24 protein-coding genes are annotated in these 22,762 nt (G+C 54.4%); 10 read left to right on the forward strand and 14 right to left on the reverse strand.

Annotated features, from left to right (window positions below; genetic code table 11):
• Positions 1-95: 95 nt before the first annotated feature.
• On the forward strand, positions 96-1,274 hold the full coding sequence (locus AC07P6_RS23640; protein WP_478314847.1) for a Gfo/Idh/MocA family protein: 1,179 nt from the start codon (positions 96-98) through the stop codon (positions 1,272-1,274).
• A 158-nt stretch (positions 1,275-1,432) separates the two neighbouring features.
• Positions 1,433-2,797, forward strand: a complete 1,365-nt coding sequence (locus AC07P6_RS23645; RefSeq protein ID WP_478314848.1) for an MFS transporter — start codon at positions 1,433-1,435, stop codon at positions 2,795-2,797.
• Between the two features lie 96 nt (positions 2,798-2,893).
• Here the strand turns inward: AC07P6_RS23645 and AC07P6_RS23650 are convergent, their stop codons facing one another.
• Positions 2,894-3,385, reverse strand: a complete 492-nt coding sequence (locus AC07P6_RS23650) for a YajQ family cyclic di-GMP-binding protein (protein WP_110273763.1) — start codon at positions 3,383-3,385, stop codon at positions 2,894-2,896.
• Between the two features lie 142 nt (positions 3,386-3,527).
• Between AC07P6_RS23650 and panE the strand changes: the two genes are divergently transcribed.
• On the forward strand, positions 3,528-4,439 hold the full coding sequence (gene panE, locus AC07P6_RS23655; RefSeq protein WP_182236721.1) for a 2-dehydropantoate 2-reductase: 912 nt from the start codon (positions 3,528-3,530) through the stop codon (positions 4,437-4,439).
• Positions 4,402-4,992: a protein deglycase YajL gene (yajL, locus tag AC07P6_RS23660; protein ID WP_182236719.1), complete on the forward strand. Its 591-nt coding sequence runs from the start codon at positions 4,402-4,404 to the stop codon at positions 4,990-4,992. Before panE ends, yajL begins: the two co-directional genes overlap by 38 nt.
• 63 nt (positions 4,993-5,055) lie before the next feature.
• Here yajL and thiI read toward each other — a convergent pair whose 3' ends face one another.
• Positions 5,056-6,504 carry a tRNA uracil 4-sulfurtransferase ThiI gene (gene thiI / locus AC07P6_RS23665; protein ID WP_478314849.1) on the reverse strand — a complete coding sequence of 483 codons (1,449 nt, stop codon included), beginning with the start codon at positions 6,502-6,504 and terminating at the stop codon, positions 5,056-5,058.
• Between the two features lie 199 nt (positions 6,505-6,703).
• Here thiI and xseB point away from each other — a divergent pair, with 199 nt between their 5' ends.
• From xseB to AC07P6_RS23685, 4 genes are read left to right on the forward strand one after another with little or no spacing between them, the layout of a single operon-like run.
• Positions 6,704-6,946 carry an exodeoxyribonuclease VII small subunit gene (gene xseB, locus AC07P6_RS23670; protein ID WP_110273767.1) on the forward strand — a complete coding sequence of 81 codons (243 nt, stop codon included), beginning with the start codon at positions 6,704-6,706 and terminating at the stop codon, positions 6,944-6,946.
• Positions 6,947-7,846, forward strand: coding sequence for a (2E,6E)-farnesyl diphosphate synthase (gene ispA, locus AC07P6_RS23675; RefSeq protein ID WP_434659986.1), 900 nt, complete (start codon positions 6,947-6,949; stop codon positions 7,844-7,846).
• A gap of 18 nt (positions 7,847-7,864) precedes the next feature.
• Complete coding sequence (dxs, locus tag AC07P6_RS23680) at positions 7,865-9,727, forward strand: 1-deoxy-D-xylulose-5-phosphate synthase (RefSeq protein ID WP_478314850.1); 1,863 nt, start codon at positions 7,865-7,867, stop codon at positions 9,725-9,727.
• 59 nt (positions 9,728-9,786) lie between these two features.
• Positions 9,787-10,761 (forward strand): aldo/keto reductase, encoded by a 975-nt coding sequence (locus AC07P6_RS23685; RefSeq protein WP_478314851.1) that lies wholly within the window; start codon positions 9,787-9,789, stop codon positions 10,759-10,761.
• A 136-nt stretch (positions 10,762-10,897) separates the two neighbouring features.
• Here the strand turns inward: AC07P6_RS23685 and pgpA are convergent, their stop codons facing one another.
• The 6 genes from pgpA to nrdR all read right to left on the reverse strand — a co-directional run bounded on the left by pgpA (position 10,898) and on the right by nrdR (position 14,997).
• A complete protein-coding gene (gene pgpA, locus AC07P6_RS23690; RefSeq protein ID WP_304256564.1) occupies positions 10,898-11,413 on the reverse strand; it encodes a phosphatidylglycerophosphatase A in 516 nt (171 codons plus the stop codon).
• Positions 11,394-12,368: a thiamine-phosphate kinase gene (gene thiL, locus AC07P6_RS23695; RefSeq protein ID WP_182236708.1), complete on the reverse strand. Its 975-nt coding sequence runs from the start codon at positions 12,366-12,368 to the stop codon at positions 11,394-11,396. The genes pgpA and thiL overlap by 20 nt, the downstream gene beginning before the upstream one ends.
• A 74-nt stretch (positions 12,369-12,442) precedes the next feature.
• Positions 12,443-12,862: a transcription antitermination factor NusB gene (nusB, locus tag AC07P6_RS23700; RefSeq protein ID WP_110273773.1), complete on the reverse strand. Its 420-nt coding sequence runs from the start codon at positions 12,860-12,862 to the stop codon at positions 12,443-12,445.
• 19 nt (positions 12,863-12,881) lie between these two features.
• On the reverse strand, positions 12,882-13,352 hold the full coding sequence (ribH, locus tag AC07P6_RS23705) for a 6,7-dimethyl-8-ribityllumazine synthase (protein WP_110273774.1): 471 nt from the start codon (positions 13,350-13,352) through the stop codon (positions 12,882-12,884).
• 88 nt (positions 13,353-13,440) lie between these two features.
• Positions 13,441-14,544, reverse strand: a complete 1,104-nt coding sequence (gene ribD / locus AC07P6_RS23710; RefSeq protein WP_182236706.1) for a bifunctional diaminohydroxyphosphoribosylaminopyrimidine deaminase/5-amino-6-(5-phosphoribosylamino)uracil reductase RibD — start codon at positions 14,542-14,544, stop codon at positions 13,441-13,443.
• Between the two features lie 3 nt (positions 14,545-14,547).
• Positions 14,548-14,997 (reverse strand): transcriptional regulator NrdR, encoded by a 450-nt coding sequence (gene nrdR / locus AC07P6_RS23715; protein ID WP_110273776.1) that lies wholly within the window; start codon positions 14,995-14,997, stop codon positions 14,548-14,550.
• Between the two features lie 147 nt (positions 14,998-15,144).
• Here nrdR and AC07P6_RS23720 point away from each other — a divergent pair, with 147 nt between their 5' ends.
• On the forward strand, positions 15,145-15,687 hold the full coding sequence (locus AC07P6_RS23720) for a SadB/YajI family lipoprotein (protein WP_478314852.1): 543 nt from the start codon (positions 15,145-15,147) through the stop codon (positions 15,685-15,687).
• A gap of 295 nt (positions 15,688-15,982) precedes the next feature.
• Positions 15,983-16,867 (forward strand): nucleoside-specific channel-forming protein Tsx, encoded by an 885-nt coding sequence (locus AC07P6_RS23725; RefSeq protein ID WP_182236702.1) that lies wholly within the window; start codon positions 15,983-15,985, stop codon positions 16,865-16,867.
• Positions 16,868-16,911: 44 nt separating this feature from the next.
• Here the strand turns inward: AC07P6_RS23725 and AC07P6_RS23730 are convergent, their stop codons facing one another.
• The 6 genes from AC07P6_RS23730 to yajC form a co-directional block, all read right to left on the reverse strand.
• Positions 16,912-17,601 (reverse strand): helix-turn-helix transcriptional regulator, encoded by a 690-nt coding sequence (locus AC07P6_RS23730; RefSeq protein ID WP_182236700.1) that lies wholly within the window; start codon positions 17,599-17,601, stop codon positions 16,912-16,914.
• A gap of 14 nt (positions 17,602-17,615) precedes the next feature.
• On the reverse strand, positions 17,616-17,981 hold the full coding sequence (locus AC07P6_RS23735; protein ID WP_112214118.1) for a VOC family protein: 366 nt from the start codon (positions 17,979-17,981) through the stop codon (positions 17,616-17,618).
• A gap of 64 nt (positions 17,982-18,045) precedes the next feature.
• Positions 18,046-19,437, reverse strand: coding sequence for a M24 family metallopeptidase (locus AC07P6_RS23740; protein ID WP_478314853.1), 1,392 nt, complete (start codon positions 19,435-19,437; stop codon positions 18,046-18,048).
• A gap of 115 nt (positions 19,438-19,552) precedes the next feature.
• Positions 19,553-20,524 (reverse strand): protein translocase subunit SecF, encoded by a 972-nt coding sequence (gene secF / locus AC07P6_RS23745; protein WP_110273782.1) that lies wholly within the window; start codon positions 20,522-20,524, stop codon positions 19,553-19,555.
• Between the two features lie 10 nt (positions 20,525-20,534).
• Positions 20,535-22,382, reverse strand: a complete 1,848-nt coding sequence (secD, locus tag AC07P6_RS23750; RefSeq protein WP_110273783.1) for a protein translocase subunit SecD — start codon at positions 22,380-22,382, stop codon at positions 20,535-20,537.
• A 27-nt stretch (positions 22,383-22,409) separates the two neighbouring features.
• Positions 22,410-22,742 carry a preprotein translocase subunit YajC gene (gene yajC / locus AC07P6_RS23755; RefSeq protein ID WP_110273784.1) on the reverse strand — a complete coding sequence of 111 codons (333 nt, stop codon included), beginning with the start codon at positions 22,740-22,742 and terminating at the stop codon, positions 22,410-22,412.
• Positions 22,743-22,762 lie beyond the last annotated feature (20 nt).

The raw sequence follows: 22,762 nt of genomic DNA on the forward strand, positions 1-22,762 counted from the left end.
CTGTTCTGGAATTGCCCAGAAACCACACCTGCGCTCTAAGAGCGCGGGTACACGAACCTCTGAAATCCGTAGTATCTATAAAGGAGAGCACCATCATGTTAAACGGCATGAAACCCTTATCTCGCTCCCTGCGCTGGGGAATGGTCGGCGGCGGCGGTACCAGCCAAATTGGCTATAGCCACCGCTGCGCGGCGCTACGCGACAATGTCTTTACCCTGCTGGCCGGTGCGCTCGATATAGATGCCGCGCGCGGGCGTCAATTTGGCGAGCAGCTCGGAATCGCTCCAGAGCGTTGCTACGCCGATTATCAAACATTGTTTGCAGAAGAGGCCAAACGTCCTGACGGTATTGAGGCCGTTTCGGTGACCACGCCAAATAATACCCACTTCGCCATCACCAAAGCGGCGCTGGAAGCCGGGCTGCACGTTGTCTGTGAAAAACCGCTGTGCTTTACCGCCGATGAAGCTCGCGAACTGCTGGCGCTGAGTAAAAAGCAGAATAAAATCATCGGTGTGACCTACGGCTATGCCGGACACCAGATGATCCAGCAGGCACGTCAGATGATCGCCGAAGGGATGCTCGGTGAGATCCGCATTATTAACATGCAGTTTGCCCACGGTTTTCATAATGAAGCCGTCGAACTGCAGGCTGAATCTACCCGCTGGCGCGTGACGCCAAAATATGCGGGGCCAAGCTATGTGCTGGGGGATTTGGCAACTCACCCGCTGTTTATTGCGGAAACGATGGTGCCAAATCTCAACATCACCCGGCTGATGTGCTCACGCCAGAGCTTTGTCAAATCCCGCGCCCCGCTGGAAGATAACGCCTTTGTACTGATGGAATATAACAATGGCGCAGTCGGTTCTCTGTGGACCAGCGCAGTCAACAGCGGCGCAATGCACTCACAGAAAGTGCGCGTTATCGGGGAAAAAGCCAGTATCGAATGGTGGGATGAGCGCCCGAATCAGCTCAGCTATGAGGTACAGGGCGAACCGGCACGCGTTCTTGAGCGCGGGATGCCCTATCTGAGTCAGCAAGCGTTGGCGGACGATCGTATCGGCGGAGGCCATCCGGAAGGATTGTTCGAGGCCTGGGCTAACCTCTACCGCCGCTACGCTATCGCCATGGACGCAATGGATCGCGGCGATCGTGAGTTCCTGGAGACTTTCTGGTATCCGAACGTCGAAGCCGGACTCCACGGCGTTTACTGGGTTGAACAGTGCGTTAAATCCGCCGATGCAGGCGGTCAGTGGGTTGACTTCAACTGCCAATAATCTCTGCGCGCCAGTGGAGGCTCCTCCACTGGTTTCTTTCTCTCTCTACCCCACCCACCTCATCATGCAACACTGCCGTAATATCTGTTAAACAAACATTTATTTACGCTTTAGGTTCCCCCCACTACACTAGTCGCAGTTTTTATATTGAGGTGGTAATGAACGATAACAAAATGACGCCAGGCGAGCTGCGCGCGACCTGGGGTTTGGGGACCGTATTCTCTCTGCGCATGCTTGGCATGTTTATGGTCCTCCCGGTTCTGACCACCTATGGCATGGCGTTACAGGGCGCAAGTGAAGCACTCATTGGTCTGGCTATTGGTATCTATGGGCTGGCTCAAGCAATATTTCAGGTGCCTTTCGGCCTGCTTTCTGACCGAATTGGTCGTAAACCACTGATCGTCGGCGGCCTGTTAATCTTCGTTATCGGCAGTATTATCGCCGCCCTCTCTGACTCCATCTGGGGCATCATTCTTGGCCGCGCGCTACAAGGCTCCGGCGCGATTGCCGCAGCGGTGATGGCGCTGCTTTCTGATTTAACCCGCGAGCAGAATCGTACCAAAGCCATGGCTTTTATTGGCGTCAGCTTCGGCGTCACCTTTGCTATCGCTATGGTTCTCGGGCCCATTGTTACTCATCAGCTTGGCCTACAAGCCCTGTTCTGGATGATTGCCGTCCTGGCGACGCTCGGTATTTTGCTCACTCTGTGGGTGGTGCCTAACAGCCACAATCACGTGCTAAATCGCGAGTCCGGGATGGTAAAAGGCTGCTTTCGTAAAGTGCTTGCGGAGCCAAAGCTGCTGAAGCTTAATTTCGGCATTATGTGCCTGCACATCATGCTGATGTCCACCTTCGTCGCCCTTCCGGGTCAGCTGGAGGCCGCCGGTTTCCCTGCCGCTGAGCACTGGAAAATCTATCTGGTCACCATGCTGGTCTCATTTGTCGCCGTGGTACCGTTTATTATCTACGCCGAAGTGAAGCGCAAAATGAAGCGCGTATTCATGCTGTGCGTGGCTATTTTGCTGATAGCTGAAATTGTCCTTTGGGGAGCTGGGGGATACTTCTGGGAGTTGGTGGCCGGCGTTCAACTGTTCTTCCTTGCGTTTAACCTGCTGGAAGCGCTACTGCCCTCGTTAATCAGTAAAGAATCACCTGCCGGATATAAAGGCACCGCAATGGGAATTTACTCTACTAGCCAATTCCTCGGCGTGGCAATTGGTGGGGCTCTCGGCGGTTGGGTGGATGGCTTCTTTGACTCGCAAACCGTATTCCTGCTCGGAGCATTGCTGTCTATGCTGTGGTTACTGGTAGCCAGCACCATGAGCGAGCCGCCATATGTCAGCAGTTTACGAGTAGAAATTCCAGACGATGTTGTGGCCGATGCAATGTTGCAGGCGCGCTTGCAAGCTAAAGAAGGTGTAAAAGAGGCTCTGGTGGTTGCGGAAGAGCGTTCGGTGTACATCAAAATCGACAGTAAATTGACTAACCGCTTTGAGGTTGAGCAGGCCATCAAAGGGGCGTAAAAAAAGCGGGGTAACCCGCTTCTGGCTGATGCTCGTGTTTAGCCGGGCAGCGATTAACGCTTTGCCCGGTCTACAAAACACAGCAATATCAATATATTAATCGCGGAAGTTTTTGAACTGGAACGGCTGGCCTAAATCACCGCCGCGCACCAGCGCCATGACTGCCTGCAGATCGTCACGCGCTTTACCAGTCACGCGAATTTCTTCGCCCTGGATCTGCGCCTGCACCTTCAGCTTGCTGTCTTTAATCAGTTTGACGATTTTCTTCTGCATCGAGCTCTCAATGCCCTGCTTCAGCTTCGCATCAACAAACCAGGTTTTACCGCTATGCACGAACTCATCCGGCACCTCGATAGAACTACCTTCAATTCCGCGTTTTAGCAGCTTGGCGCGCAGAATATCCAGCAGCTGATTAATCTGGAAATCAGATTCGCTGAGGACCTTGATGGTCTCGTTTTTTTCGTTCAGCTCAAAGCTCGCTTCAACGTTACGAAAATCGAAACGCGACTCAACTTCACGGGTTGCGTTCTCTACAGCGTTTCGAACTTCCTGAAGATCGACTTCAGAGACAATATCGAAAGATGGCATCTTTTCCTCTCCTTCCGTTTCTTTTGCGTTGCATAATACCCACAACGCGACATAACTCAACTTGTTATCCCGAAAGGATAACTGATAACGCTATACTTTAGCCATGAGCACCTGATGCTGCACTTACAGGTGAGGAGGAATAATGAAAGTAACCGTACTCGGATGCGGTGCACTGGGACAGTTATGGCTAACTGCGCTGTACAAACACGGACATGAAGTCCAGGGCTGGTTACGCGTCCCACAGCCATTCTGTAGTGTTAATGTGATTGAAACCGACGGTAGTGTGTTTAATGAATCATTCACCGCTAACGATCCTGATTTTCTCGCCAGCAGCGACCTGCTGCTGGTCACGCTCAAGGCCTGGCAGGTCTCCAATGCGGTGAAAAATCTCAGCGAAATCCTACCTGTTTCATCACCTATCTTATTAATGCATAACGGCATGGGTACCGTTGATGAGCTTAAGAGCGTCAAACAGCCGCTGCTGATGGCCTCGACCACCCAGGCAGCCCGACGCGATGGCAACGTTATCGTCCACGTTGCCAACGGTACCAGCCATATTGGCCCGGCAAAAGTTTATCCGCAGGACTACAGTCACCTTGCCGATGTCTTACAGGGCGTGCTGCCCGACGTCGCCTGGCATAACAATATTTATCCCGCAACCTGGAGTAAGCTGGCGGTAAATTGCGTCATTAACCCGCTAACGGCGTTAAAAAATTGCCAGAACGGTGAATTACGTAAATATCCGCAAGAGGTTGCCGCTATCTGTTATGAAGTCGCCGCGGTCATGGAACGTGAAGGGATGCATACCTCGCCGGAAAACCTGTTATTCTATATTCATCAGGTCATTGAAAGTACGGCAGAAAATACATCCTCAATGCTGCAGGATATTCTCGCCCAGCGTCATACGGAAATCGATTATATCACCGGTTTTTTACTCAAACGCGCCCGTGCCCACGGCATAGCCGTACCGGAAAATGCCCGCCTATTTGAACAGGTTAAGCGTAAGGAGAATGAATATGAGCGCGTCGGCACTGATTTGCCTCGCCCCTGGTAGCGAAGAGACCGAAGCGGTCACCACCATCGATTTACTCGTTCGCGGCGGCGTAAAAGTCACCACAGCAAGCGTCGCCAGCGATGGCAACCTGACGATCGTTTGTTCGCGCGGCGTCAAACTGCTGGCAGATGCGCCGCTGGTCGAAGTTGCCGACGGCGATTTTGACATCATCGTTCTGCCTGGCGGGATTAAAGGTGCAGAGTGCTTCCGCGATAGCCCGCTGCTGGTAGAAACGGTACGCCAGTTTCATCTTTCCGGGCGTATTGTCGCGGCGATCTGCGCCGCGGCGGCCACCGTGCTGGTACCGCATAACCTCTTCCCAATCGGCAATATGACCGGTTTTCCCACGCTGAAAGAGCAAATCCCCACCGAACAATGGCAAGACAAACGCGTCGTCTGGGACCCGCGGGTTAACCTGCTCACCAGTCAGGGGCCGGGAACATCAATTGATTTCGCACTGAAGATCATTGATTTGCTGGTTGGGCGTGAAAAAGCCCATGAAGTCGCATCACAGTTGGTGATGGCGGCGGGAATTTATAACTATTACGAGTAAATGCAAAACGGCAACCCAATCCAGGGTTGCCGTTTTCAATGCTTACGCCTGCGTCAGGAAAATCTACGGACGATACACCTTAACATTCTCAAAGCCCTGCTCACGCAAATACAGCGCCTGCAAGCGGCTCATGACGCCACGTTCGCACCACAGCAGCCAGGTTTTACTCTGGTCGAGATCGCCGAATTTAGTGCTCAGCTTGTAGAACGGCAGGGAAACCACATCGATACCCTCTACCTTCAGCGGCCTTTCATCCTGCTCATCAACAGAACGAATATCGAGGATAACGTCGTTAGGGCCGAAACCGCTGACGGTTTCCACTTCCACCACGTCCTGCTCGGTCTGCTGGGCAATATCGCGAATATCAATGTTATTCGCTTCCGCCACCACTTTCTCAAGGATGCTGAAATCGAAGTGCTCTTCTTCCGCCTCAATCTTCGCCTTCACCGCTTTCACGGTCGGGCTCTTCGAGATAACGCCGCAGTATTCCGGCATCGTGCGGGCAAAATCTTCGGTGCCGATTTCACGCGCCAGGTTAATAATGTGCTCTTTATCGTGTGAGATCAGCGGACGCAGGATCAGCGTATCAGAGACGTTGTCGATTAAGCGCAGATTGGTCAGCGTCTGGCTGGAAACCTGCCCCAGCGCTTCGCCGGTTACCAGCGCCTGCACGCCGTAGCGCTCAGCGACTTTCGACGCCGCACGGACCATCATACGTTTGAGCACGACGCCCATCTGGCCGTCGTCGACTTTCTCAAGAATTTCGCCTACCACCGGCTCGAAATTAATCGCCACAAAACGCACGCGGTGGGAGCTGCCGAAGCGGTTCCACAGATAATGCGCCACCTGACGTACGCCGATTTCATGCGCAGCGCCGCCGAGATTAAAGAAGCAGTAGTGCACACGGCAGCCACGACGCATCAGCATATAGCTGGAAACGCCGGAGTCGAAACCGCCGGAAATCAGCGACAGCACGTCTTCCTGAGTTCCGATGGGATAACCACCGATACCTTCATAACGCCCTTTTACCAGCAGCAGACGATCGTTTTCGATCTCCAGGTTCACCGTGATATCGGGGTCAGTCAGCTTTACGCGCGCCGTTTCAATGTGCTGGTTAAGACCGCCGCCGACGTAGCGTTCCACTTCGATAGAGGTAAACTCATGCTTACCGCGACGTTTGACGCGCACACAGAAGGTTTTACCTTCCAGCGTTTCACGCCACAACGGCAGCGTCTGCTCGAAAATATCGTGCAGCGAGGTGAAAGGAACGTCTTCGACTTCCAGAATATGGTGAATACCCGGAATACGCGTCAGCGCATCGCGAATAGCCAGGCGCTGATTTTCATCTTTTGCCCGGACTTCGATATGATCCCAATGACGAACGACGGCAAGCGTCTCATCATAGTTTTTGAGAACGTTACGAATGTTCCCGGTTAAGATTTTAATGAAGCGCAATCGCACAGATTGGCTTTTGATGGTGATTTCCGGGAACAATTTAATGATAAACTTCATGGCGACAATAGTTCGTTGGCAAGCCCGACTGGGCTTTGAGCATAAAAAGTTGTACAGGCGCAACCGGCGTCTGCATCCAGGGCGCGGAGTATACCACTATTGGACGCTTTTCACCTGGCATTGCGCGTTATTTGATTAACCGCTCGACTTCGTTACCATATTGATAGCCATCGAGACATAACAAGAGTCTATATTCACTATGCCAAAGAAAAATGAAGCCCCGGCCAGCTTTGAAACCGCCTTGGGCGAGCTGGAGCAAATAGTCACTCGTCTGGAAAGCGGCTCACTACCGTTAGAAGACGCACTCGGCGAATTTGAGCGCGGAATACAGCTGGCCCGCCAGGGGCAGGCAAAACTGCAGCAGGCCGAACAGCGCGTACAAATTTTGCTGGCGGATAGCGAAGACGCGCCGCTCACGCCTTTTACGCCGGACGCTGAATAAATGAACTTCCCGCAACAGCTACAGGCATGCGTTGAGCAGGCCAATGAAGCGCTGCGCCGCTTTATCGCCCCGCAGCCCTTTCAGAACACTCCGCTGGTCGAAGCGATGCAGTACGGTGCATTATTAGGCGGCAAACGCCTGCGTCCATTTCTGGTTTACGCTACTGGCGACATGTTTAGCGTTAGCCGTACCACGCTGGATGCCCCCGCCGCTGCCGTCGAATGTATTCATGCTTACTCACTGATACACGACGACCTGCCGGCCATGGATGATGACGATTTACGCCGCGGCCAGCCGACCTGCCATATAAAATTCGGTGAAGCGAACGCAATTCTTGCCGGGGACGCGCTACAAACGCTGGCGTTTTCTATACTGAGTGATGCGCCGATGCCAGAAGTCGCGGACCGCAATCGTCTGGCAATGATTTCTGAACTGGCGCAGGCTAGCGGCATCGCCGGAATGTGCGGGGGTCAGGCGCTGGATCTGGAAGCGGAAGGGCATCAGGTTGACCTGCAGGCGCTGGAACGCATCCATCGCCACAAAACCGGAGCGCTCATTCGCGCGGCGGTGAGAATGGGCGCGCTGAGCGCGGGTGAACCCGGTCGCAGGGCGCTGCCAGCTCTTGATCGTTACGCAGAAAATATCGGCCTCGCCTTCCAGGTCCAGGATGACATTCTCGACGTGGTAGGGGATACTGCGACCCTTGGCAAACGTCAGGGAGCCGACCAGCAGTTGGGAAAAAGTACCTACCCCGCTCTCCTGGGACTTGAGCAAGCCCGGAAAAAGGCCCATGACCTGATTACCGACGCCCGCCAGTCGCTAAATGAGCTGGCCGCGCAATCTCTGGATACTACGGCACTGGAAGCGCTCGCGAATTACATAATTCAGCGTGATAAATAAACAATAAATGAGTCTCTGATGAGTTTTGATATTGCCAAATACCCGACCCTGGCGCTGGTGGATTCCACCCAGGAGTTGCGTTTGTTGCCGAAAGATAGCCTACCGAAACTGTGCGATGAACTGCGCCGTTATCTGCTGGACAGCGTCAGCCGTTCCAGCGGGCATTTTGCTTCTGGTCTCGGCACGGTAGAGCTAACCGTGGCGCTGCACTACGTCTATAACACGCCGTTCGACCGTCTTATCTGGGACGTCGGCCACCAGGCCTACCCGCATAAAATTCTGACCGGTCGCCGTGACAAAATCGGCACTATTCGCCAGAAAGGCGGCCTGCATCCCTTCCCGTGGCGCGGAGAAAGTGAGTATGACGTCCTGAGCGTCGGCCACTCTTCTACCTCTATCTCTGCCGGGATCGGCATCGCTATCGCCGCCGCGAAAGAAGATAAGCAGCGCCGTGCGGTCTGCGTGATCGGCGACGGGGCAATCACCGCCGGGATGGCGTTTGAAGCAATGAACCACGCGGGCGATATCAAACCCGATCTGCTGGTGGTGCTGAACGACAATGAAATGTCGATTTCCGAAAATGTGGGCGCGCTAAACAACCATCTGGCGCAACTGCTTTCTGGAAAACTCTACTCCACGCTGCGCGAAGGCGGCAAAAAGGTTTTCTCTGGCGTACCGCCGATTAAAGAGCTGCTCAAACGCACCGAGGAACACATCAAAGGGATGGTGGTTCCGGGGACGCTGTTTGAAGAGCTGGGCTTTAACTACATTGGACCGGTGGACGGTCATGATGTTATCGGTCTGGTCAATACGCTGAAGAACATGCGCGACCTCAAGGGGCCGCAGTTCCTGCATATTATGACCAAAAAAGGTCGCGGCTATGAGCCAGCCGAAAAAGACCCGATTACCTTCCATGCGGTGCCTAAATTCGACCACACCAGCGGCGTGCTGCCAAAAAGCAGCGGCGGCCTCCCCTCTTACTCGAAAATCTTCGGCGACTGGCTGTGCGAAACCGCGGCCAAGGACGACAAACTGATGGCCGTTACGCCAGCGATGCGCGAAGGTTCCGGGATGGTCGAGTTTTCCAAAAAATATCCCGACCAGTATTTCGACGTCGCGATTGCTGAGCAGCATGCGGTGACCTTTGCCGCCGGGCTGGCAATTGGCGGCTATAAGCCAGTGGTCGCAATTTACTCTACCTTCCTGCAGCGCGCCTATGATCAGGTGATTCACGATGTCGCCATCCAGAAGCTGCCGGTACTGTTCGCTATCGACCGCGCGGGGATTGTCGGCGCAGATGGTCAGACCCATCAGGGCGCGTTTGATATCTCTTTCCTGCGCTGCATTCCGGATATGGTCATTATGACCCCGAGTGATGAGAACGAATGCCGCCAGATGCTGTACACCGGTTATCACTATAACGAGGGTCCGAGCGCGGTGCGCTACCCGCGTGGCTCCGGCACCGGCGCAGCGTTTGAGCCGCTGACCTCACTGCCTATCGGTAAAGGCGTGGTGAAACGTGAAGGCGAGAAAATCGCAATTCTGAACTTCGGCACGTTGCTGCCGCAAGCGGCAAAAGCGGCGGAAAATCTTAACGCCACGCTGGTGGATATGCGCTTTGCCAAACCGCTGGACGAGTCGCTGGTCCTACAGCTTGCCGCAGAACATGGCGTGCTGGTGACCCTGGAAGAGAACGCCATTATGGGTGGCGCGGGTAGCGGCGTGAATGAACTGCTGATGGCCCGTCGCCGTGTGGTGCCGGTGCTGAATCTGGGCCTGCCTGATTTCTTTATCCCGCAAGGGACTCAGGAAGAAGTTCACGCCGAGCTCGGCCTGGATGCCGCTGGTATAGAAGCCAAAATCAATACCTGGCTAGCATAATCCCTCCTGGTGCTCCTGCTATGCTTAAAGGATACCCCTTAAAGTAGCAGGAGCGCATTATGCATTACATTCCCCTTGGTGATACCGATCTGCGCGTTTCCCGGCTTTGCCTCGGCTGCATGACCTTTGGCGAACCGGATCGCGGTAACCATGCCTGGACCTTACCGGAAGAGAGCAGCCGCCTGCTGATAAAGCACGCTCTGGAAGGCGGCATTAATTTTTTCGACACCTCAAACAACTATTCTGACGGCAGCAGTGAGGAGATCCTCGGCCGCGCGCTGCGTGAGTATGCCCGCCGCGACTCGGTTATCGTTGCTACCAAGGTTTATCATCAGGTGGGTGATCTACCGCAGGGCCTGTCGCGGGCGCAGATTCTGCGTTCCATTGACGATAGCCTGCGCCGCCTCGGCATGGAGTATGTCGATCTGCTGCAAATCCATCGCTGGGATTACAGCACGCCCATTGAAGAGACCCTGGAGGCGCTAAACGATGTGGTTAAGGCGGGTAAGGCTCGCTATATCGGCGCGTCGTCGATGCATGCCCGGCAGTTCGCTCAGGCTCTGATGTTGCAGGAGCAAAACAACTGGGCGCGCTTCGTGACCATGCAGGATCACTACAACCTGATTTACCGCGAAGAAGAAAATGAGATGTTGCCGCTGTGCAGCCGCGAAGGCGTCGCGGTGATGCCGTGGAGCCCACTGGCGCGCGGTCGCCTGACTCGTCCCTGGGGAGAAACTACCGCCCGACTGGTATCGGATGAAGTCGGTAAGGCGCTCTACAACGCAACGGATGAAAACGATGAATTAATTGCCAACAACCTGGCCGAGGTAGCGGAGGAGCTTGACGCCAATCGCGCCCAGGTCGCGCTGGCCTGGCTATTGAGCAAACCCGGCGTGGCCGCGCCAATTATCGGCGCATCGAGGCAGGAGCAAATGGACGAGCTGCTACATGCAGTCGATTTAACGCTCACACCGGAGCAGATTGAAAAGCTGGAGATGCCGTATAAACCGCACCCGATTGTCGGGTTCAAGTAGCGCTCTGTTCCCACAAGATTCCCGGCTCGCGCTACGCTAAGCCGGGCTACGGGTCCTGCGCGATCTGCGGATTAGGTAGCCCGGGCAGGTGCGCAGCACCGCCTCCGGGAAGCTGCTGACCTGGAGTTTACTGTGCTTAGAAAAGACCAATCGGCCAGTGGTGACCTATCACGTACAGCACCCCGGCGGAAATCACCCCGGCGACGATATCGTCTACCATGATCCCCATCCCGCCATGAATGTTGCGATCAAACCAACGGATCGGCCATGGTTTCCACATATCAAAAATACGGAAAATCACAAACCCGGCGGCGACCCACTGCCAGTCCAACGTCGGTAAAGCCATCAGGGTTATCCACATCCCGACAAACTCGTCCCAGACGATACTGCCGTGATCGTGGGTACCCATATCTTTCGCCGTACGATGGCAGATATAGACGCCGATGCAAATGCTCATCATCACCACCAGCGAGTACAGCTGCCAGGGAAGAAAGGTCATCAGATACCAGAACGGAATCGACGCCAGCGACCCCATTGTTCCGGGCACCACTGGGCTCAGACCGCTACCAAACCCCGTCGCCAGCAGGTGCCAGGGGTTAAGCATATTCAGGCGGCTTTTCGCCACATCTTTACTACGCGCCAAAATGGTCATATCCCTTAAAATCGAGCGTGACAGGCTTGCCTTCGCGGATAAATTGCAGGCCTTCCGATTCCGGGAGAATCTGGCCAATGCAGGTGAAACGCGCGCCGAGATTGGCGAGGGCGACGTCCAGCGCCCCACGGTTCAGTTCAGGAACGGTAAAGCACAGCTCATAATCTTCGCCGCCGGAGAGTGCCCAACGCAACGCCTGTTCCGTTTCAACCTGACGCTGCAAAGCCTCGGAGAACGGCATCGCATCGAGATCGACGCGCGCGCCGCAACTGCTGGCGTTAAGAATATGACCCAGGTCGGAAATCAAGCCATCGGAGAGATCGATAGCTGAGGTTGCCAGATCGCGCAGCGCCTGCCCCTGCAGAACGCGCGGCAGCGGACGCAGGTGGCGTGCCAGCAGGTAATCAGCATCGGGCGCATCTTCAACCTGAAGCCTGTCCTGCAAAATCGCCAGCCCCGCGGCGCTGTCACCCGGCGTTCCGGTGACGTAAATCCAGTCGCCAGGCTTCGCTCCGGAGCGCTTCAGCCCGCGCCCTGTCGGCACAAAGCCGTGGATACCCAGCGTCATCGACAACGGCCCACGTGTGGTATCGCCGCCAATCAACTGCATATCGTAATAGTTGAGCTGGACAAACAGGCTGTCGCTAAAGGCTTCAAGCCACGCTTCGTCTGCTTCCGGCAGGGTCAGGGCCAGCGTTAACCACGCTGGTTCCGCGCCCATTGCCGCAAGGTCGCTCAGATTCACCGCCAGCGCTTTATAAGCGAGGTCGGCAGGGTCGATGTCAGGTAAAAAATGGTTTCCCGCCACCAGGGTGTCGGTGCTGATTGCCAGCGTTTTTTTCTCGGGGATATTCAGGAGCGCGCAGTCGTCGCCAATGCCGGTTTCAACATCAAGACGAGCGCTTTTAACACGATCAAAATAACGGGCAATCAGGGAAAATTCGCCGCATGCCATACGTTATGCCTCAGCAAAAGAAAGAATAAGGCCAGATTTGCAGGAAAGAAAATCTGCAAATCCGGCCCTGGAGTTTACTTTTTGTTGGGACGAATTACCGGGGCTGCTTTATCCAGCACGCCGTTGACAAACTTGTGGCTATCTTCAGCGCCAAAGGTTTTCGCCAGTTCAATGGCTTCGTTAATCGCAACTTTGTACGGGACATCGCTACGCTTTGACAGCTCAAACAGCGCAATTCGCAGTACCGCTTTTTCCACCTGACCCAGCTCTTCCAGCAGACGGGACAGGTACGGCTTCATCAGGCCGTCGAGGTACGCGCTGTTAGTCGCCACTCCGGTCAGCAGTTCACGGAAATACAGAACGTCAACATCTTTCACATCCTGTTCCGCCAGGAACTGGTATTCGACATCAGCGATGTCGTTTTTGGACAACTGCCAGGAGTAAAGCGCCTGGACAGCACACTCACGGGCGCGGCGACGAGCAGCAGGTTTCACGGAATTCCCCTTACAAAAATCAGGCCTTGATGGCTTTCAATACGTTAATCATTTCCAGCGCAGTCAGCGCTGCTTCAGCGCCTTTGTTACCGGCTTTGGTGCCAGCACGCTCGATGGCTTGTTCAATACTTTCAGTGGTCAGAACACCGAAGGCTACCGGGATTCCGCTGTCCTGAGCGACATGCGCCAGGCCATTGCTTGCTCCGCCAGCCACATATTCAAAGTGCGCAGTGCCGCCACGGATAACGGTACCCAGCGCGATCACCGCATCATATTTACCGGTTTTCGCCAGTGCGTCAGTCGCCAGCGGCAGCTCATACGCACCTGGAACCCAAACAACGGTAATGTTTTCATCTTTGACCTGGCCAATACGTTTCAGGGCGTCAATCGCACCTTCCAGCAGGCTGTCATTGATAAAGTTGTTGAAACGCGCAATGGTGATGGCGACGCGGGCGTCCGGGGTAGCAACGTTAGCTTCAATAATGTTCATACTCTTCCTTCGGGTTCACTTGGCCCCGCAAGGGGGGCGGATTCTATCATATTAATCGGCGCACTGCTTTCCCTTTTGTCCGGGGAAATCAAGCGTTCACTAAATGCAGGCAAATATCCGGGCCTACATGACGTATCTCGTTGAATTTGAAATGGGGTGCCTGGTTAAGTTTCTCAAGCCCCGGTAGCGCGCATAATCCGCGTGCGTCGGTGCCTAACAGTTTAGGCGCAATGTAGACGATAAGCTCGTCCACCAACCCGGCCTGCAACAGCGCACCGGCAAGCGTTGGCCCCGCTTCGACCCAAATACTATTAATTTGCTGTTTACCCAGTTGCATCATCAGCACCACCAGATCGAGATGGTCGTTATGCTCAGGAACCAGCAGATTGCGCACGTTTTCCGGCCACTGACGAGCATCTTCGTGAGTGCGGGCAAACAGCGTCTCACCCGCCTGCTGCACAATGCGATGCTGTGGGGTCACGCGATTCTGGCTATCGATAACAACCCGTAAAGGCTGGCGCAGATTTTCCTGTGGGTACAAGGCCTGGGTTTCGGCGTTGAGCTCGTCCCAGCGAACGGTCAGCGCCGGGTCATCCGCCAACACGGTTGCGCTGCTGGTAAGGATGGCGTGGCTTTGCGCACGCAGACGCTGCACGTCGCGACGCGCCTGAGGCGAGGTGATCCACTGGCTTTCACCGCTAGCCATCGCCGTACGGCCATCCAGCGATGCGCCCATTTTAAGCTGGATATAAGGAAATCCGGTACGCATCCGCTTGAGAAAACCTTTATTCAGCGCTTCAGCTTCGTTCATCATCAGCCCGTGACTGACGTCGATGCCTTCCTGCTGCAGACGGTACAGACCGCGCCCCGCCACCTGCGGATTCGGGTCCTGCATCGCAGCAACCACACGAGAAACGCCCGCGGCAATCAGCGCTTCGCAGCACGGCGGCGTACGCCCATGATGGCTGCAGGGCTCCAGCGTGACGTAAGCCGTCGCGCCTTTGGCTTTTTCACCGGCCATACGCAGCGCGTGGACTTCAGCGTGAGGTTCGCCAGCACGGTAGTGAAAACCTTCACCGACGATCTCGCCATCTTTGACGATCACGCAGCCGACATTCGGGTTGGGATGAGTGGTAAAGCGTCCGCGCGCGGCCAGCTTGAGCGCCCGCGCCATGTACATTTCGTCCAGCATAGCTTAGTCCTGTAGGCGGGCGATCTCTTCGCCGAACTCTTTGATATCTTCAAAGCTGCGATAGACGGAAGCAAAGCGGATATAGGCCACTTTATCGAGCTTTTTCAGCTGCTCCATCACCAGGTTGCCAATCATTTTGCTCGGTACTTCGCGCTCGCCGGTCCCACGCAGATGCGTTTTAATGTGGTTAACAGCCATTTCCACGTCGTCAGAGCTGACTGGACGTTTCTCCAGGGCTTTCAACATTCCGCTACGCAGTTTTTCTTCATTGAAGGGTTCACGCACATCGTTGCTTTTTACGACCCGCGGCATCACCAGCTCCGCCACTTCAAACGTCGTAAAACGTTCATTACAGACCAGACACTGGCGACGGCGGCGCACGGAAGAGCCCTCGCCCACCAGACGAGAGTCGATAACTTTGGTATCTACGGCGAAACAGAAAGGGCAATGCATAGCGCGTCCTGACATGTAATTAAACTAACAGGTAGTTTACCGCGAAGTGACGCGACAACAAAGGAAGAGCTTTTGAGATAAAGGATCTATAGTGCGCTTACTCGAACAGTCTACCATTAAGCATCCTCTGTTAACGGAATCCCAACCATGACAAGACGTTATTTAAAACTGGCCATTATGGGTAGCCTTTTCACCCTCAGCGCCTGTGCACAGCAAAGCGAAGTCCGCCAGATGAACCAGAGCGTGAGTACGTTGAGCAAAGAGATGACCCAGCTCAATCAGCAAACGGTAAAAATCACCCAGCAAAACGTCCTGAATGCAAAATCGACCCGCGGCGTTTATCTGCTGCCGGACGCAAAAACGCCAGCGCGATTGAACAGCCAGATCGGTACTCTGCGCATGTCGCTGCTCAATATCACGCCAGATGGTGACGGAACCAGGTTGACGCTGCGCATTCAGGGCGAATCCAACGATCCGCTGCCGGCATTTAGCGCAACAGTGGCTTCAGGACAAATCAGCGGTACGACTGAGAATTATCAGGAAGTGAACGTGCAGGATCAGCTGATTAGCGCCCCGGCAAGCACGCTGGCACCCAGCGATGTCGATATTCCACTGCGCCTGAATGGCGTCACGCCGGAACAAGTTGGTTTTATCCGTATCCACGATATTCAGCCCGCAAATATGCAGTAACACCTTCCGCCGGATATCACAAACATCCGGCGCTTCCCTGCACTGAAAATCCATTTACAGATTTTCCGATCGGTTCACTAAAAATTGACAGCATTTATGAATTTCAGTGGCATTTTGTCAAGAAATGCATAAAATCGTGAACGCAATCGATTACGTATATGTTCGTTATGTGAAACAACACATATTTTTGTGAGCAATGATTCCTATAATAGACGCCACAGAAATACGAAATATTTAGAAACGCTTCGGCGATTCTTTTAACGCCTTCAGGCTTAATTTAAACAGTGGCATCATTATGAAAAAAACATTACTGGCAGCGGGCGCCGCTCTTGCGCTCTCCGCATCTTTCTCTGTCAGCGCGGCAGAAAACGACAAACCGCAGTATCTGTCTGATTGGTGGCACCAGAGTGTAAACGTGGTGGGTAGCTATCACACCCGTTTTGGGCCGCAGATCCGTAACGATACCTATCTGGAATATGAAGCGTTCGCCAAGAAAGACTGGTTTGATTTCTATGGCTATATGGATGCGCCGGTCTTCTTCGGTGGTAACACCGACGCAAAAGGTATCTGGAACCACGGTTCGCCGCTGTTTATGGAAATTGAGCCACGCTTCTCTATCGACAAACTGACTGGTACTGACCTCAGCTTCGGTCCGTTCAAAGAGTGGTATTTCGCGAACAACTACATCTACGATATGGGCCGCAACAAGTCCGGTCGTCAGAGCACCTGGTATATGGGTCTGGGTACCGACATCGATACCGGTCTGCCGATGAGTCTGTCCCTGAACGTCTATGCGAAATACCAGTGGCAGAACTACGCAGCGTCCAACGAAAATGAGTGGGACGGCTACCGCTTCAAAGTGAAATACTTTGTGCCGCTGACCGATCTGTGGGGCGGTTCACTGAGCTATATCGGCTTCACCAACTTTGACTGGGGTTCCGATCTGGGCGATGACAACTTCTATGATATGAACGGCAAGCATGCGCGCACCAGCAACTCCATCGCTTCCAGCCATATCCTGGCCCTGAACTACGATCACTGGCACTACTCTGTCGTGGCGCGTTACTGGCATAACGGTGGCCAATGGGCGGACGACGCTAAGCTGAACTTCGGCAACGGCGACTTTAACGTCCGTTCTACCGGCTGGGGTGGTTACCTCGTAGTCGGTTACAACTTCTAATCTGCTCTGTTTTCCCCGGCGTCCGCGCCGGGGATACCTCATCATTAGCGCTCTTCGCATCTCACCTTACGCATAAAATCGCTCAATGAACGATCGGCTCGTTCGCTGAAATGACGCCCGGTCATGACAATATCCAGGCACCGATCAAGGCGAAAACAGCGATAATCCTCACGCAGCTCGCACCAGGTTACCAGCAGCCAACGTTCTCCCCAGAAAAAAAGCCCCAGCGGCAGCACTTCGCGCTGCGACACGTTTCCGGCCTCATCACGATAGTGCAGCGCCAGCGCCTGCTGACCAGAAACCGCCCGATGAACTAAATCAAACTGGTCTTTAGTGTAGCCCTGAGCGCCAAAGTCCGGAGCAAACAAGCGCGACTGTTCCGCCTTGCGCCGACTCTCCGCGGGCAAAATCGCCAGCACTTTTTCCTGCGCCGACTCCAGCGCTTGAGACAACGACGCGCCGCCCCAAGTCTGCAGCATCCGAATCGCCGCCACCAGCGCTTCGGACTCCTGGGTCGTTAGCATCAGCGGAGGTAAATCGTAGCCCGCCAGTAGTCGGTAGCCGCTTCCTGCCTCCCCTTCCACCGGCACGCCAGAGAGCGACAGATCGCGAATATCACGGTAAATCGTGCGCTCCGACACACCAAGCCGCTCGGCCAGTAGCCCGGCTGTGGTTAACCTTCTACCGCGCAGGATCTGGACGATTTGAAAAAGGCGGTCGGCGCGTCGGCTCATTTCTGTTATCTCATTTACGCTGGTTGGTGAAGGCCAATCCGATTACCCTCGCTATCAATAAACAGGGCAATAGTGCCAATATCATCCGCCAGCTCAAGCGGGCCAAAAACACAGCTTCCGCCCGCCGAATTTACACGATCGAGCGTAGCCGCCAGATTGTCAGTATGCAGATAGATAATGCATCCCTGATCGGAAGGCTTAACTCCGTCGAACTTTGCCAGCGCGCCGCCGGGAGCAGGATCCTGATAAGGAAATACCGCCATTTCAGCACAGTCCATATTCTCCCGCTTCAGCGTCACCTGCATCACTGGCTCGTAAAACGCCACGGCACGATCCATATCCGCAACCGGAATCTCAAACCAGTTAATCACGTTATTCATACATCCTCCTGTCCATTGTTTGGGTTCAGGAGGAGTGTATGACAGGGCTACTGACAGCATTATGTCAGTAGGGTGTGCAAATCAGCGCACGCTCGGGGCTTAACAGCCACGGACGCAGGTATCCCACAGTGTTGGAAAATGGCAGCACTTCTTCAGGAAGCAAGATACCCAATTGCTCGCGAATATACTTCCGGCGGGCGACCACTCGTTGCCAAAGCTCGGGGTAGTTCTGCGCCAGCGCCTGACGCAGCGCGCCATCAGCAAGCGCCACGGTATCTTCAATGCTTGCGCCACCATAGCCCGCCCGGGAAGGAATGATGTCAATTTGCAGTATCATTCCACTCTGTAAGCATGCCGTTGAATTGGGTCCGATAGGCGAGCACAGCCACTCTTCATCAGCGACCAGGTGTCCTGGATTCAAATGCCAGTGATACTCCGCCTTCGGCAACACTTGCTCGATTAGCGCATACATATCACCACCACACATGCCGATACGCAGATTTTCCAGCCAGGTCACCACCGCATTAAAATAGGGCTTCGCCACCACCTCGAGATAATCCGCTACTTCGGGCGCAAGTTCGCTCTCATCCGCCACCACATAGGCAGCACGGCTGCTTAGCCCGCCTTTGAAGCTGGTGGTCAGCGAGAATTTATCCCCATGCTGAATAACCTTGTCACCGGGATAAAGATTCGCGTGAGCAAAGCGATCGCCGGTCGCAGCAATCATCACCACGTTATTGGGTTGGCCTTCCGCCGCCAGCAGCGCGCCAATTTGCTTTTCCGTTTTACCCGGAGCAATGGTATTAAGGGCAGTCATAATAGCCGTGGAGGCCAGGTTGGCGCCATACTCATAGTGCGCCAGCTCATTGGCATTATTGGTGATTCTCACCCCGCTTTCCGGGTTGATAAAAATGCCGGTGGCGTTGGTTAATTTCGCCTGCGGCCCGGTGGCCTGGCGAATGGCATCAACGATAAAAGCAGGCAGATCGAACATCTGCGAACGGTCGTCAGGTACACCCGTGAATAATTTCCAACCGGCCAGCCCTATCCTCTTTTCCGCTATCACTCCCGCATCCTGCAGCAACTGCGCCAGCGTTTTCGTGGTTTCCATCGGCTGGTTCGGCAACGAAAACCACGGGGCGTGGATGACCCGATTATCCAGCCGGGCATATCCTGCCAGCTTGAGGTTCTCATTACCCAACACCAGCACCACCTCACCGTCCTGATGCAGCACCAGCAGAGCCTCTTCGAAACGGGGAATAAACCCGGTGAGATACTCGAAATTGCCGCCATGCTCTTTATCGGCATACACGATAAGCGTATCTAACGCCTGCTGACGCATATTCGCCAGTACCTTAGCCCTGCGTTGACGCAAAGTCTCATCGTTGAGAGTAACGCAAGGCACATCGTGCCAGAGGGTAGGTTGAGCAACGGGGGAAAGAGTTACGACAGCCATTGGCAATTCTCCATGTCATTTCACGTTGATACTGGAGAGTAACCAAAATCCGGACAACTGTAATAAAAAAATCCCGGCCTTGCGACCGGGATTCGTTTATCAACGTGCAATTGCCTTACGGCAGAATTGACGGCTGATCCGCCCCTTCTTTCTCGACTTTCTGCTGCAGCATATGCTCGCGCTTCATGCCCAGCTTCAGCGCCAGTGCGGACGCCACGTAGATAGAAGAAGCCGTACCGATGGAGACACCAATCAACATGGTCAGCGAGAAGCCTTCCAGAATCGGGCCACCGAAGAGATACAGCATCAGGATAACCATTAAGGTGGTCCCGGAGGTGATCAAGGTACGGTGCAACGTCTGCGTCAACGACACGTTGAAGATTTCGTACGGCGTACCGCGGCGAATCTTACGGAAGTTTTCACGAATACGGTCAGATACCACGATGCTATCGTTTAGCGAGTAACCGATGACCGACATCAACGATGCCACGATGGTCAGGTCAATCTCGATATGCAGCAGCGACAGCACGCCCATAGTGATCACCACGTCGTGCGCCAATGAGATAACAACCCCGGCCGCCAGACGCCATTCAAAACGGATACCGACGTAGATCAGGATACACACCAGCGCCGCTATCAGCGCCAGCGCACCGGTCTGAGCAAGGTCGGCCCCGACGCTTGGCCCGACGAATTCAATTCGTTTGACCGTCGCGCTCTGGCTGGTTGATTCGTTAATCACGTTAACGACCTTGCTACCCAGTTCCTGACTGCCGTTGGCGTCATGCACCGGCGGCATACGGACCATGATGTCGCGGCTGCTGCCGAAGTTCTGCAGCTGCGGCTCTTCAAAGCCCGCCTTTTGCAGCGACACACGCACCTCGTCCATATCGACGGGTTTTTCCAGGGTAATCTCAATCACCGTACCGCCGGTGAAATCCAGACCCCAGTTAAACCCGCGCACGCCAATAATGGCGATGGACAAAATCAGCAAAAAACCTGAAATGCCAAAGGCCCAGTAGTCCCAGCGCATAAAGTCCCAGACTTTACGGCCATGGTTCAATTGTTCAACAGTATATTCCTGTGCCACAACGCACTCCTCAGATAGACAGCTTTTTAACGCGCTTGCCGCCGTACAGCAGGTTCACGATGGCACGGGTGCCGACGATAGCGGTAAACATTGAGGTTGCAACACCGATACCGGTGGTGATCGCAAACCCTTTAATGGCACCGGTACCGACCGCGTACAGGATAAGAACTTTGATTAGCGTCGTAATGTTGGCATCAAAGATGGAACTGAAAGCACCAGCATAGCCTTCATGGATCGCCTGCTGTATAGAGCGCCCGTTACTCAGTTCTTCTTTAATACGTTCGTTAATAAGAACGTTCGCATCGACCGCCACCGCAAGGGTTAAGACGATCCCCGCAATACCCGGCATGGTCAGCGTCGCCCCTGGAATCAGGGACATAATGCCGACAATCAGCACCAGGTTAGCAATCAGCGCTGAGGTCGCAATCAGGCCGAACTTCTTGTAGAAGAAGATCATGAACAGGATAGAGACCACCAGACCGGCCAGACACGCTTCCAGGCCCTGCTTGATGTTCTGCATACCCAGAGTTGGACCAATGGTGCGTTCTTCAACAATCTGAATCGGCGCAATCAACGCACCGGCACGCAGCAGCAGAGAGAGCTGACGCGCTTCGGTCGGGTTGCTGATACCGGTGATACGGAAGCTGTTACCCAGACGAGACTGGATGTTGGCGATGTTAATCACCTCTTCCTCTTTCGCCAGAATCGCGCGACCGTTGGCATCTTTCTTACCGCTGTCTTTATACTCCACGAACAAGGTCGCCATCGGTTTACCGATATTGTCCTTAGTGAAGTTAGACATAATGTTACCACCTGCGCTATCCAGCGAGATGTTCACCTGCGCCTGGTTGTACTCATCCATGCTCGACGTCGAGTCGGTGATGTGATCACCGGTGAGGATCACACGTTTGTACAGCACAACCGGCTGGCCTTCACGGGTGTTTTTCACTTCAGAGTCGCCCGGTACGCGGCCAGAGGCAGCAGCAGAGCTATCAACGTTGGTATTAACCAGACGGAACTCCAGCGTCGCGGTCGCGCCCAGAATCTCTTTCGCACGCGCGGTATCCTGGATACCAGGCAGCTCAACCACAATACGGTCGGAACCCTGACGCTGAACCAGAGGTTCGGCAACGCCCAGCTGGTTTACACGGTTACGCAGGATATTGATGTTCTGCTGAACGGCATATTCGCGGGCTTCTTTCAGACGGTCGTCAGTCATCACCGCTTTCAGGCCAGTGCTGCCCTGAGTAGAGATAACCAGATCGCGATGACGAGGGCTAAGATATGAGATAGCCTGGTCACGCGCCGCGCTGTCGCGGAAAGCGATGCTCAGACCATAGTTGTCTTCCTTGCGCACGGTCGCGTAAGGAATGCCTTTATCACGCAGCTCGCCGCGCAGGCTGTCAATATTTTGTTCCTGCAGTTTGCCCAACGCGGTGTCCATGTCGACTTCCATCAGGAAGTGCACGCCGCCGCGCAGGTCGAGGCCCAGCTTCATCGGTTCGGCATACATGGCCGCCAGCCAGCGCGGGGTTGCCGGAGCAAGGTTAAGCGCCACGACGTATTTGTCACCCAGCACGCCCATCAGCACTTCGCGCGCGCGCAGCTGGATATCGGTGGTGTCGAAGCGCGCAAGAATTGCGCCCTCTTCCAGTGCCACAGACTTCGCGGTAATTTTTTCTTCTTGTAGTGTTTTCTGGACCTGGATCAGCGTTTGCTCACTGGCGGCGACTCCGCGCGCGCCAGTGATTTGAACAGCCGGATCCTCACCATACAGGTTGGGAAGCGCATACACTAAGCCGACGACAATAACGACGACCAGCATGACGTACTTCCACAAAGGATAACGGTTTAACACGGCAGTTCCCTTAGGGAAAATGGGTAATTACAGCGCCTTCATAGTGCCTTTCGGCAGAACGGCAGCTACGAAGTCACGTTTGATAACCACTTCAGTGGTATCGTTCAGCGCGATAGCAATGTATCCGCTTTCAGCGACTTTAGTGACACGCCCGACCAGACCACCGTTCGTCAGCACTTCATCACCTTTGGCGATGGAGCTCATCAGGTTTTTATGTTCTTTACTACGTTTCTGCTGTGGACGCAGGATCATGAAGTAAAAAATCAGACCAAACACCACCAGCATCAGAATCAGAGACATCGGGCTGCCCTGCGCTGCGCCACCGGTTGCTGCTACCGCATCAGAAATAAAAAAGCTCATTGAAATTCCCTCATTATTAA

It is taken from the genome of Klebsiella sp. GFKo11 (assembly GCF_056490265.1).